The sequence below is a fragment of the Cellulophaga omnivescoria genome (genome assembly GCF_027915275.1).
In the GTDB taxonomy this organism is placed as follows: Bacteria; Bacteroidota; Bacteroidia; order Flavobacteriales; family Flavobacteriaceae; genus Cellulophaga; species Cellulophaga omnivescoria.
Window position 1 is genome coordinate 2,630,314 of sequence record NZ_CP115819.1, and the last position, 12,082, is coordinate 2,642,395.

The following is a 12,082-nucleotide window of genomic DNA, read 5'->3' on the forward strand; positions in this document are numbered from 1 at the left end:
TTTTATACAATTACACATATCTGTAATTGCACAACAAAAAATGTTTTTATATTGTAAGAAAATTAAGCGCTAAAAATTGAAATGTACGTTTATTACACCAATATGGGTGAATAAACGCAATGAATTGCGTTTATTTATAGTTAGCCCTAATTACTAAAAAAACCTTCGATAATAGAATGAGTAAAGAACAAATTATAAAAAGGCTTAACGAAATAACTTCAAATTTCAACTTTATATATGTTCTTTCGGCAATCGTTTTAAGAGATTTTTGTGGAACTCTCAACGAACTCGCTTCGAAAAATATTCAAGAACACTTCAATAATAACGAGGTTAGATTTCTTATGGGATTATGGATAAGAAATTGGAATCCAAACAAAGCGTATGACTATGATGATGAAATAAAAATTTTCGAAGAAGTTTATGAGTTAATGGAGCAACTTCATTACACATTTATACCTGATATTTCGAAAATGATAGATAATCCATCAGAAAGTCCTTTTGACTTTTTTAACAATGGTTTATTCTTTCAAGAAACAATGTTCTATTCCGGAACTGGTGCGTACGATTATCAATATACAAAATGGGTTTCAGAAAAATATAAATATGATAAAGAATGGCTTCAAAATGAGAAGTCAATAAACCTTGATATTCTGGCCGAATTTTATCATTCAATAAAAACTCTTCAACAGACCAAATTAAACGAATTAAAGTTCGACTCTGAAGAAACCTATAAAACCAAATTACTAGATGTTTTCACCTTAACAACTGAAGACATAATCAAAAAGAATAAAGAGTATTTGGGAATTCTCGAAAACTTTACACTTGATTTAACACAACCTCAGAATCAAAATTTCTCAGATATTGGTGATTTCAATATTCTGTCCGAAAAACCAATAATTAAATTACCAAACGGAAATTTATTCATTCCTGTTCCGTACGATTTATCAGAAGCAATTTATGAATCACCATTCTATTGGATGAATTTTGATAAAGAGTATTCTTCCAAAGCATTATACAACAGAGGTGAAATTGCGGAAGAAATCACACTAAATATTATTGAAAATGTGTTCGGTAAATCGAACTCCCTAAAGAACTTGATAATAAAGAAGACCAAAAGTACAATGGTCACAGATATTGATATTCTAGCGTTTTCAAACGACAAGGCTATAATCTTTCAAGTTAAATCTAAAAAGTTAACCGCTTTATCAAAAAAAGGAAATCTAGAATCAATACAGAATGATTTCAAAAAGGCTGTTAAAGATGCTTATGAGCAAGGGTTGACAGCATCAAAATGTTTGAATAATTCAAATGACTTTATTTTTGAGTTAAAAGACAATCCTGATTATAATTTTGATTTAAACATCAATAAAAGCTTCGTTGTGACAATAGTATTGGATGATTATCCTTCTATTACTCATCAAACTCATATCCTTCTAGGAAAGGAATATGAAGAATTCCCAGTCGCTCTTAATGTTTTTGATTTAGAAGTAGTTGCTAAATACTTAAATACTGCTGAAAAATTTATTGACTACATAGAAAGAAGAATAAAATATAGTCAATATTTTAAAGCCGATAATGAATTAGGATTTTTAGGTTTTCATTTAAAAAAAGGACTTCAAAGATTCCCTGAATCTGATATGGTCGCACTCGACAATACTTGGGCGCAATTTTTTGACAAAGATTATTATGGAGAAATTTCGGGGGTTAAAAAAGTCCAGGAAAACTTACGAAAGAAAATTGGACGGAATGAACTATGCCCATGTGGTAGCGGGATAAAATATAAAAAGTGTCACGGAAGAAATAACTAGGGCTAACAAAGTACTGTGGTAAAAAACAAGTAAAAACTAACTAATTTTTAGCTAAAGTGCTTCTGTAAGAATCATCATATATTAGTCCTGATTTTGCAATAGCAAAGGCTTGCTTTAATAGTTTATTACACACGGCTATTAATGCTAACTTTTTACTCTTTCCTTTGGCAACGATACGCTCATAAATATCACGACAAGCTTTATTGTATTTACAGGCATTAAAGCTACACATAAATAAGAGATTACGCAGTTTTTGATTTCCTATCTTACTAATTCTACTTCGTCCATTTACACTTGTTCCGCTATTTCTTATCACGGGTGTTAACCCAGCATAACTACATAATTCACTACCGCTACTAAATCGTTCAAAACCGTCCGTTAAAACCACTAACATTAAGGCTGTTTTAGCTCCTATTCCGGGTATAGTTTTTAACCGTGTTAGCACATCTTGGTGCACTTCTTTTACCAATAACAATAATTTAACTTCTAAGTTGTCTATTTCTTTTTCTAACTGTTTTAAACTTCGTTTTATAGAACTCACAACCGCTTTACTTGGATTTCCTAAAACGGTTTCACCGTGTAGTTTATTTTTTAACATTGTGCTCTGTTTTGTATACACAGAAAGGAGTCTGGTCATTTGCAAGCATTCTATTTGATGCTTGGAACTGCCTTTCCACAACTTTAAGTCTACCTGACTGGCATACTCACATATAAGTTTAGAATCACTCTTATCTGTCTTTATTTTAGACAACTTCATTTGTATAAATCGCTTTACCGCTAATGGATTTTCTACAGATATTTTAATACCTGATTCAAGCAAATAATAAGCTAACTGATAGTGATAATATCCTGTTGCTTCCATCACACAATGGCTCGATAGATCTAATAATTTTTCGAACTTTTTAAAGCCTGAAATAGTGTTTTTAAACTGATAATAATTACCATCTGAATCTGTAACATCAAAAACCAAATGACTAATGTCTATTCCAAAATATTTAATATCTTTATTCATAAGAAATTGTTTTTTTGAAAGGACAACCTACGCGAGTTTCAACGACTTAAAATCGAGGTCTTAAAAGCCTCATAGAACTGTACGAAATCTGTGTAGAAAAGAGAGGGGATTTTCAATGTTGACGAGATCTGTAGTCTCTGCGTGTATAATAACCTTAATCCTCTCTTTTGTGCTTTCTGTTTATGTTTCTAATTTAATGAATTACAAACTTAAGACGTGTATAATTCATTGCTAGTTATAGCCTATTTACGAAAGTCCTCGCGGACTTTCTATCTGTGATTTATTTGCTAACTTTAGTGCTTAAACACGCAACGAAATCATACACAAATACGTTGTACCTCATTAAAACCAAGATTTTGAAAAACACATTAACGATAATATTTCTTGCTCTTTCTATTTTAATTTATGCTCAAAAACCAAGAGCACGAGATTTAGGAATTCAATTTGAGGGAACTACAGGAAAATATAATGCAATAACAGATGTTAAAGGTGTTTCAGTTGGACATTCTACCATTATTTCAGGAAACGGAAAGAATGAATTAGGAAAAGGACCAATCCGAACTGGAGTAACTGCTATATTTCCAAGTGGAAAAAAGAAGAAACCTTTGTATGCAAATTGGTATAGTCTAAATGGAAACGGAGAAATGACCGGAACAACTTGGATTACAGAATCTGGTTTTTTAGAAACACCAATAATGCTGACTAATACATTTAGCGTCGGAACTGTTAGACAAGCAACTTTGAAATGGATGGTTGACACTTCTTGGAGTGATGAAGATTGGTGGTGGGCTTTTCCAGTTGTTGCTGAAACTTATGACGGATTTTTGAATGACATTTACGGATTTCAAGTACAAGAAAAAAATGTTTTAGAAGCAATTGAAAATACTACTACCGAAGAAGTTGAAGAAGGCAATGTAGGTGGCGGAACTGGAATGATGAGCTTTGGATTTAAAGGCGGTATTGGAACTTCTTCTCGAGTTTTAAAATTTCCAGATACAACCTATACAGTTGGTGTGCTAGTTCAATCAAATTACGGAGACAAAAGAAGGTTTAGAGTTGATGGAGTGCCTGTTGGAAAAGAATTAAAAGACACCTTAAACCCTAAATACATAGCATCACCAAAATCAAGAAGACAAAATGGAGATGGTTCTATTATTGTTGTTGTTGCTACTGACGTACCATTACTTCCTTATCAATTAAAAAGAATTTCCCAACGAGTACCAATTGGAATTGGAAAATTAGGCGGAATTGGAGCAAATGGTTCAGGAGACATATTTATTGCTTTTTCGACTGCGAACCAAGAAGCGTATATTCGAGAAGGTAAAACTACAGTTCAAACAGTATCGAATGACTGGATGAATGATATTTTTGATGCCACAATTCAAGCTGTTGAAGAAGCAATTATAAATGCTATGGTAGCAGCTGAAACAATGGAAGGAATTAACGGAAATAAGGTTTATGCGTTACCACACAATAAACTGATTGAGATAATGAAAAAATATACTCGAATAAAATAACGAGGTACAACAATATATAACCGCAATTACGGGGGATGCAACTACGTCCAAATCCACTCTGTAATTGCTAACGTCAGTGCTAAACCGAAAAACATTAACTTTAATCCCGTAACTGACGGTTATACGAGACCGTTAGCTTTAATTACAAAAAGAGAAATAAATTATGATTCAAAAAATATTTTTTATAATATTATTTATTTACACTCACTTTTCTTTTTCACAAACCATAAATAAATCAGAGAGTACTTATTTAAACTCAAAAGAACTATTTTATAATACAGAATATTATAATATTGAACAATATTACTTTCCATTAGACTTTAAACAATCTAAATATAAAAAGCTGTCTTTTATTGACAAAAGGTGGTCATCTGAAAATAAAGAATGGCATAGATATACTTATGAAGAATACTATCCTTTAAAAAAAGAACAAGTAATTTACGATTCTAAATCTAGAATAATATCTCTGAGCTTATTAAGTAGTAATTTCAAAACATTATATAAATATGATAAAAAAAATAGAATTACTTCAAAGAGTTCGGCTGTTTATGATAAAATTACAAATGTTTTTAGCTATAAATATCCTGATAAAAGAACAACTGTAGTAAATGATAGTTTATTAATTAAAACTTATGATGAATCAAATAGAATTATTAAAAGTGTAAAAAAACAAAGAAAAGATCTTATTGTTACCTATGATTTTTATTATACTAAAAATAATCTACCTAATATGATTAAAAGAACTTTTAAATCATTGAATAATGTTGATCATAGCTTTAGTCTTAAATATCTTTTTGCTGAGCATTTGAATTGGGATTATACCGAATTATATATGCACCTTACCTATAAATTAAATGAGTATGGTGATTGGACAGAAATTTATATAACCAAAAGTGATTCTATTAATTCCGAAAAGATACCATACAGATTAATTCAAAGAAAATTTGAATAGCTAAAATAAACTTAAAAACAGTTTTTTATTTAGTTTATTTTAAATAAAATAGAGTAAAAAAACTAAAGCTAACATTGGCTATAATTAATGCGGGTTTTGGAGCTTAACCCAAAGTTTAGAGCTTTTAACGAAGTCCGCCAAATCTTTTGATTTGGTATTAAAAGAGAAAAATTAAAAAAAAACAAAAGATATGGCTTGTGGTTAAACCGAAACGTATCGCCTATCTGCTGCCCTACGTTTCATACACAAGACCGTTGTGTGTAATTAATAATAACTAATTATGAATAAACCTTTTATACAGTTTTGTCTATTAACATTAATTGTTATATCAAGCTCCTGTGAATTTGGTACTAGAAATAAGTTGTCTGATTACAGTTCTAAAAAATTAACAAGTATTAAAGAATTACATATTAGGCTATCTAATAAAAATAAAATCCCTACTGATTTATCTGAAGCTGTTAATCTTAAATACTTATACCTTTATAATGCTACTAAATTTGATATAGAATTATTAATTCAATATTCGCCTAAAATTGAATTCTTATGGATTGAATCATATAAAGACGCGGAATTACCTAATTCTATTTTCACTTTAACATCACTAACCGATTTTATAATAATAAAAAATAATTTGAAGTTTATTCCTATCGAAATTGAAAAGCTCACAAACCTAGAGGGACTTATTATTAACAATACTTTAATAGAAAAAATTCCAGAAGAAATCTGCAACCTTACCAATCTTGTAAAATTAGATTTAAGCAGTAATAGCATTATTAAATTACCAAAAAAAATATCTAATTTAACTAACCTAAAATATTTATTAATTGAAGACAATCATGTAGAAGAAATACCAAACATTAGCAGCCTAAAAAAATTGGAAAGCTTATTTATTTCTGAAAATGATTTTGATTCAATTCCTGAAGAAATTTATAATTATTCAAGTGTAAAATACTTACGTTTAATTGACCATAAAATGAAGGGAAAAATTGAGTTTAATAAATTTAATAAAAACAATAATCTCACTCAATTAATTTTAAGTTGCAATCTATTTAAAGCAAATACCAACTCAATCAAAAATATTCCCAACTTAAAACTAGTCCGTTTAACTGGTATAGAAAGTAAATTCCAAAATTATATCTTTTATGAAAGAATAGCCCAATTATTAAACATAGATATTTTAACAAATTCAGAAACTAAAATTGAACCCAATAAATCTACTCCTAGTGGTTATTATTATTTATCAAGTAATGGTGAAAAAGAAAAACATTTAGTTTCATTTGATTCAAAATCTAACATTTCAACATGGAAAAATTTAATATCGCAAAAAACAGAATCATATTCATACTCTATTGAAAATGATATTTTGAAAATTGACAACGAATTCGAAGATTTTGAATTATATACATTATCAAATAAAAATTTTGGTTTATTAAAAAAAGACTCATATTACTTGTTAACTAAAACTACACACAATAACGTATATAAAAAATAGCGGTTAAACAGCTTAATTAGAAGAAAATGAATAAATTGAAGGTCATTTATGAACCAAAATTTTAGTACTTAAAACCCGCAACTGTTCATAGCCTAAACCGTAAGTAATTAACCAAAACGTACGAAACTAAAAACTGAATGTAACAAATACTTTAATTGAGATACTAATTATTTAAAATCTAAAATCAAATGAAAAAAATAACTAAAAGAAGAGCATTAATTTTATTATCAATTGGAATGTTTGTAATTGCAACTTCACAAATTTTATCTCACTTTTTTCAATTACCTGATTTTGCAAAGGGTTCTTTTATCGGTATTGGGATAGGACTTTTACTTACTTCTTTAATTTTCGGAAATTTCAAAACTGTTCGTAATTAGAATAGAACAAGAGCGGAATTTCATAAAATAGGCGGAAAGAGTATACCTTTTTAAAAATTATATTGTCCAAAATCAAACAGACACAATTAAATATTAGCACAAAAATAATTTAAAGAACTATTTTCGGAATCTGAATTTGATGAATTAATTGAAAATGCTTGTTTTAGTAGTTTATTACACACTGCAATTAAAGCTAATTTTTTACTCTTTCCTTTGGCTAACAACCTTTCATACAAAGCTCGGCAAGTGGTATTAAAATTACAGGCATTAAAACTGTATATAAATAGTAGACTTCTCAGTTTTGCATTGCCCATTTTACTAATTTTACTTCGTGTAAAATTATTTGCTAGTACAGGCCTACTTACAAAAATTCAAGCAGATTTTCTATTCGGTTTAATTTGCTAAATTAAGTGCTTAAAACACGCAACAAACCATATACAAACACGTTGGCATTCATATTGACATACAGAACCCAAAAGAAAAATGAGTAAAAAGAATAGCCTATTTATCGCAACAAGTTTAGACGGATATATTGCTGACAAAAATGGCGGAATTGATTGGTTATATACTATTCCGAACCCAGATAATAACGATATGGGATACGTGGAATTCAATAACGGAATTGACGCACTTGTTATGGGACGAACAACATTTGAAACCGTACTTGGATTTGATGTTGAATGGCCATATGATAAACCTGTCTTTGTCTTGAGTAATAAATTAAAAGAAATACCTGAAAGTCACAAAGGAAAAGCGTTTTTGGTCAAAGGAACGTTGACTGAAATTTTAGACCAAATTCACGAAAAAGGATTTCATCGGTTATATGTAGATGGAGGAACCACAATTCGGAACTTTTTGAAAGCGGACTTGATAGATGAAATGGTACTTACAACAATTCCGATTTTATTAGGTGGTGGTTCTTCATTATTTACGGAACTACCAAACGAACTGAATTTTGAACTGATTGGAACAAAAACCTATCTGAATCAAATAACACAGAATCACTATAAACGGAAAAAATAAAATACGAAATGCCAACAAAGTACTGTGGTAAAAAACAAGTAAAAACTAACCAACTATAAGTAAACTCTTCTAACTTATTAAAATAAGGAAAATGTCTATAACAACAGAATCAGAATTACTAGGAATGATAAAAGTTAGTGAAGTTGTTGGTACTACACTAAAATTAATGAAAGAGTATGCTAAAATTGGTATGTCTACCAAAGAGTTAGATGCTTATGGCGGAGAAATATTAAAGCGTTATGGCGCTAAGTCTGCTCCTTATGAAACCTATGGTTTTCCTGGTTACGCTTGTATAAGTGTAAATAAAGAAGCTGCTCACGGTATACCATCTAAAAATAAAATACTAAAAGAAGGAGATTTAATAAATATTGATGTTTCTGCTGAGTTAAATGGATTTTGGTCAGACAATGGCGGTTCTTTTGTTCTTGGTGAGGATATTCATAATCACCAACCACTTGTAGATGCCTCTAAAAATATTTTACACAAAGCAATTACCAATATAAAAGGAGGAGTAAAAATAGCAGACATTGGACATTTAATAGAGTCTGAAGCTAAAAAATCTGGATTTAAAGTGATTAAAAATTTAGCAGGTCACGGAGTTGGTAGAAGTTTACATGAAGAACCAGAAAATATTTTAAATTACAGAGTTAGGACAAATAGAGAACGGTTTAAAAAAAATACTACAGTAGCAATAGAGACTTTTATTTCTACAAAATCTACTATTGCAGTAGAACTTAATGATGGTTGGACTTTAGTTGGTAACAAAGGAGGATACATAACACAACACGAGCAAACAATATTAATTACAGATAATACACCAATAATTTTAACAGAATCTAATGGTATGTGGAATTAAAAAAACTGCTAAAAACACAATCAATATAAAAGCTGAATAAAAAGCATATTCTTGTTTATCTCTTCTAATTACATTTTTAATATCAAATATTAACCAATAGCTAGCAAATATATGTTGGTGGTTATATTAGTCCTAAAAGTTTTTAATATTTGAATTGTAAACTATACAATACAATTATTATGAAACTAAAATTAAAAATAGCATTTAATACCTTATTTGCCACTTTGTTATTTACATTTACCTTAAGTGCACAATACTACCAGACGCACGGAGATGGTATAGAAATAACCTCATACAGACCGTTTGAAGAAGTTACCGATTATGCCAATTTTAGTAACTGTACAGCTAACGGCCCAGGAGAACAAAATATTTGCTTTACAAGTAAAATAGAAGAACTATTTAATAAGAATTTAAAAGTGCCAAAAGATTCTATTTCTCAGAATTTTAATGGAAAAGTATATTTTAACTTTTTTACAGACGTTAAAGGAAAACTAGAATCTACAGAGATTTTTAGTAGGCCAGAAACTAAATTTATTGAAAAAAAAATAGATGGGGTTCTAAAAAAACTCCCTACACTAAAAGTGGCTACAATAAAGGATACGGCAGTTAGTACTGGATATGTGTTGTATGCAAAATTTAACCCAGGAGAACCTATTCGTTTAAAAGTTATAGATATTAAAGTAAGTAAAGAAAGTTTAAAAGAAGAAGAAAAAGAAGCTGAAGATGATGTACCCTTTGTAATTGTAGACGATGTTCCTCTATTTCCTGGTTGCGAAGATATGGCTAAGAGTAGTTGGAGATCTTGTTTTCAAAAAAAAATAAATAAACATATTGTTAAAAATTTTAGCTACCCAGAGGAAGCTAAAAAATTAGGGGTAGGCGGTAGAATAAACATTATGTTTGTTATTGATAAAGATGGCTCTGTAAAAAACATAAGAACCAGAGGACCACACCCATTATTAGAATTAGAAGGTAGAAGAATTATTGCAAAACTACCACTTATGACTCCTGGTAAAGTAAAAGGAAAAGCTGTAAGAGTACCTTTTAGTATACCTATAACCTTTAGAAACGTATTTTAGATATAACAAACAGTAGAATTACATAATAGGGCTTTAGAATACTTTTCTTTTACTTAAATTAGCTATTAAAATTTACTTTTTATAGTACAAACACCTAAGCCCTATTATGAAAAAAACTTTTTAAGCCTAAATTTTGGAGAGAGCAGAAATACCTACTTCTTACTAATGAAATGACTAATTTTATAAATACATTGCAGGGAAAAACTAATGAATTTAAAATTATTACCAATATTAAGGAGTAGTACTTTACAATACTAATTACAGTTTAAAAAAGTACGTATTACCCAATGCAGGAAAAACTAAAAGAACATATTACAAAATTAGTCCCTTTTTCTAATGAAGAGTTTGGTATTTTACTATCTCATTTTGAATATAAAAAATATAAAAAAAACGATTTTATTATTAAAGAGGGGAAAGATGTAAATAATTGTTATTATGTTATTAGTGGTCTTCTAAAATTAGTGTTTAATGATGCAAATGGCAAGCAACATATAGTGTCTTTTGCAATGGAAGATTGGTGGGAGAGTGATTTTTTTGCATACTTTAACCAAACAAAGGCAAAAATGTCGTTACAATGTATTGAAGACACTGAAGTATATTCAATAAGCCTTAAGAATTACAACAAATTATCTTTAGAAATGCCTAAGATGGAGCGTTTTTTTCTTAAAAAATCTCACTCGGGACACATAGCATCACAAAACAGAATTTTATCTTTTTTAACTTCAAACGCAAAGGAACGCTATTTGCAATTGCTACAGCAGCAACCACTCTTGTTTCAAAGAGTTCCTAAGACTCTTTTGGCTGCATATTTAGGTGTATCCCGAGAAACACTTAGTAGGTTATCTTCCTAAATTTTTTTATTACTCGCATTTGTGATGTTTGTCACGCATTTTTTATCATAGTTTTTAAATTTTTGTGGTATAAACAAAAATTATACTAAGACTAATGAAAAAACAAATTATTAACCCGTGGGAATGGCAAAATGAAAGAAGTTATGTGCAAGCTATAGAAGTAACTAATGCAAAAGGTACTTTGTATGTCTCTGGGCAAACTGCAATTAATTCTAATGGAAAATGTAGTACAGATAATATGGATGTTCAACTAATTATGGCTATTAAAAATTTAGAAAAGGTAATTAAAGAAGCTGGTTACGAGTGTAAAAATATTGTAAGACTAAATATCTTTACAACATCATCACAAGAACTTTTTTCTTGTTTTAATATTTTTCAAAATTGGATAGCCAAACATAATATACAACAAGCTAGTACTTTGTTAGAGGTAAAAAGTCTTTTTGAAACACTAAAAGTAGAATTAGAGGCTACTGTAGTAAGGTAACTTTTAGAGAGCTAACAGCATTTTAACCTTAATAAATTAATAGCTAATTTATTAAGGTTAAATACTTAAGGTGTTTTTTTGTAAAATATTTACTACATTTAATGAGTGTTATTTTTAAAATAACGTATACAAATACTACTAATTATTTAAAGCAAAATTTTATGAATATGAATAGGCAGTTGGGCAAAAGTATTTTTGTATCTTATATATTAGGCGCTCCTATTGTGCTACTTACAGTAATTGCAACTATTTTAATACCTGTTATTTATGTAGGTAAAGGCTTAAGCTCAATGTCTATAGTTTTAGGTAGTGGCTTTCAAACAATTGGGTTTGTTTTAACGTTTTTAATAGCATTTTGGTTAGGAGGAAAACTAGCTTATACAGATACAAAAAACAACAATTCGTTAATTTCAACTTCATTTAAATACTCTGTATTCATGAATTTAGTAATTTGGATTGTCTTTTGTTTAATTATTGGCGACTCTACAGGTAACTCTAATTTCTTATTTACAACACCTGCAATAATAGCTCTTATTGTAAGTACAACAATTACAACATTTACAATTGGACTTCTTATTTCTTACCTAATTAAAAAAATTAACAACTTGTAAAGTTTACTACAATTTAGTTT

General features: G+C 29.3%; 12 protein-coding genes and 1 pseudogene. 11 read left to right on the forward strand and 2 right to left on the reverse strand.

Going from position 1 to position 12,082, the window contains the following annotated elements; genetic code table 11:
- Positions 1-176 precede the first annotated feature (176 nt).
- The gene (locus tag PBN93_RS11750; protein WP_271080728.1) at positions 177-1,808 is read left to right on the forward strand and encodes an SEC-C domain-containing protein; all 1,632 of its coding nucleotides are present in this window, start codon (positions 177-179) and stop codon (positions 1,806-1,808) included.
- Positions 1,809-1,848: 40 nt separating this feature from the next.
- On the opposite strand, the gene PBN93_RS11755 is transcribed toward PBN93_RS11750, so the two are convergent.
- Positions 1,849-2,820 (reverse strand): IS110 family RNA-guided transposase, encoded by a 972-nt coding sequence (locus tag PBN93_RS11755; protein ID WP_271080729.1) that lies wholly within the window; start codon positions 2,818-2,820, stop codon positions 1,849-1,851.
- Between the two features lie 356 nt (positions 2,821-3,176).
- Here PBN93_RS11755 and PBN93_RS11760 point away from each other — a divergent pair, with 356 nt between their 5' ends.
- The 4 genes from PBN93_RS11760 (at position 3,177) to PBN93_RS11775 (ending at position 7,158) form a co-directional block, all read left to right on the forward strand.
- Positions 3,177-4,337 carry a DmpA family aminopeptidase gene (locus tag PBN93_RS11760; RefSeq protein ID WP_271080730.1) on the forward strand — a complete coding sequence of 387 codons (1,161 nt, stop codon included), beginning with the start codon at positions 3,177-3,179 and terminating at the stop codon, positions 4,335-4,337.
- Positions 4,338-4,500: 163 nt separating this feature from the next.
- Complete coding sequence (locus tag PBN93_RS11765) at positions 4,501-5,289, forward strand: hypothetical protein (RefSeq protein WP_077406395.1); 789 nt, start codon at positions 4,501-4,503, stop codon at positions 5,287-5,289.
- A 280-nt stretch (positions 5,290-5,569) separates the two neighbouring features.
- On the forward strand, positions 5,570-6,781 hold the full coding sequence (locus PBN93_RS11770; RefSeq protein WP_271080731.1) for a leucine-rich repeat domain-containing protein: 1,212 nt from the start codon (positions 5,570-5,572) through the stop codon (positions 6,779-6,781).
- Between the two features lie 188 nt (positions 6,782-6,969).
- Complete coding sequence (locus PBN93_RS11775) at positions 6,970-7,158, forward strand: hypothetical protein (RefSeq protein WP_077406401.1); 189 nt, start codon at positions 6,970-6,972, stop codon at positions 7,156-7,158.
- 86 nt (positions 7,159-7,244) lie between these two features.
- Here PBN93_RS11775 and PBN93_RS11780 read toward each other — a convergent pair.
- A pseudogene (locus tag PBN93_RS11780) lies at positions 7,245-7,490 on the reverse strand (IS110 family transposase); the annotation flags it as partial.
- Positions 7,491-7,641: 151 nt separating this feature from the next.
- On the opposite strand from PBN93_RS11780, the gene PBN93_RS11785 reads away from it, so the two are divergent.
- The 6 genes from PBN93_RS11785 to PBN93_RS11810 all read left to right on the forward strand — a co-directional run bounded on the left by PBN93_RS11785 (position 7,642) and on the right by PBN93_RS11810 (position 12,062).
- Positions 7,642-8,181: a dihydrofolate reductase family protein gene (locus PBN93_RS11785; protein ID WP_271080732.1), complete on the forward strand. Its 540-nt coding sequence runs from the start codon at positions 7,642-7,644 to the stop codon at positions 8,179-8,181.
- A 91-nt stretch (positions 8,182-8,272) separates the two neighbouring features.
- Entirely contained in the window at positions 8,273-9,037 is a 765-nt protein-coding gene (map, locus tag PBN93_RS11790) for a type I methionyl aminopeptidase (RefSeq protein WP_271080733.1), read from the forward strand.
- Positions 9,038-9,216: 179 nt separating this feature from the next.
- The gene (locus tag PBN93_RS11795; protein ID WP_271080734.1) at positions 9,217-10,116 is read left to right on the forward strand and encodes an energy transducer TonB; all 900 of its coding nucleotides are present in this window, start codon (positions 9,217-9,219) and stop codon (positions 10,114-10,116) included.
- Positions 10,117-10,403: 287 nt separating this feature from the next.
- Positions 10,404-10,967, forward strand: a complete 564-nt coding sequence (locus PBN93_RS11800) for a Crp/Fnr family transcriptional regulator (RefSeq protein ID WP_271080735.1) — start codon at positions 10,404-10,406, stop codon at positions 10,965-10,967.
- A gap of 94 nt (positions 10,968-11,061) precedes the next feature.
- On the forward strand, positions 11,062-11,451 hold the full coding sequence (locus tag PBN93_RS11805; RefSeq protein WP_271080736.1) for a RidA family protein: 390 nt from the start codon (positions 11,062-11,064) through the stop codon (positions 11,449-11,451).
- A gap of 161 nt (positions 11,452-11,612) precedes the next feature.
- Entirely contained in the window at positions 11,613-12,062 is a 450-nt protein-coding gene (locus PBN93_RS11810; RefSeq protein WP_271080737.1) for a hypothetical protein, read from the forward strand.
- Positions 12,063-12,082: the final 20 nt, after the last annotated feature.

What these genes read in the sequence shown, in the direction of transcription:
- PBN93_RS11765 (WP_077406395.1), top strand. Translation starts at nt 4,501, where the DNA reads ATGATTCAAAAAATATTTTTTATAATATTATTTATTTACACTCACTTT.
- PBN93_RS11750 (WP_271080728.1), top strand. Translation starts at nt 177, where the DNA reads ATGAGTAAAGAACAAATTATAAAAAGGCTTAACGAAATAACTTCAAAT.
- PBN93_RS11795 (WP_271080734.1), top strand. Translation starts at nt 9,217, where the DNA reads ATGAAACTAAAATTAAAAATAGCATTTAATACCTTATTTGCCACTTTG.
- PBN93_RS11770 (WP_271080731.1), top strand. Translation starts at nt 5,570, where the DNA reads ATGAATAAACCTTTTATACAGTTTTGTCTATTAACATTAATTGTTATA.
- PBN93_RS11775 (WP_077406401.1), top strand. Translation starts at nt 6,970, where the DNA reads ATGAAAAAAATAACTAAAAGAAGAGCATTAATTTTATTATCAATTGGA.
- PBN93_RS11805 (WP_271080736.1), top strand. Translation starts at nt 11,062, where the DNA reads ATGAAAAAACAAATTATTAACCCGTGGGAATGGCAAAATGAAAGAAGT.
- PBN93_RS11755 (WP_271080729.1), bottom strand. Translation starts at nt 2,820, where the DNA reads ATGAATAAAGATATTAAATATTTTGGAATAGACATTAGTCATTTGGTT.
- map (WP_271080733.1), top strand. Translation starts at nt 8,273, where the DNA reads ATGTCTATAACAACAGAATCAGAATTACTAGGAATGATAAAAGTTAGT.
- PBN93_RS11810 (WP_271080737.1), top strand. Translation starts at nt 11,613, where the DNA reads ATGAATATGAATAGGCAGTTGGGCAAAAGTATTTTTGTATCTTATATA.
- PBN93_RS11785 (WP_271080732.1), top strand. Translation starts at nt 7,642, where the DNA reads ATGAGTAAAAAGAATAGCCTATTTATCGCAACAAGTTTAGACGGATAT.
- PBN93_RS11800 (WP_271080735.1), top strand. Translation starts at nt 10,404, where the DNA reads ATGCAGGAAAAACTAAAAGAACATATTACAAAATTAGTCCCTTTTTCT.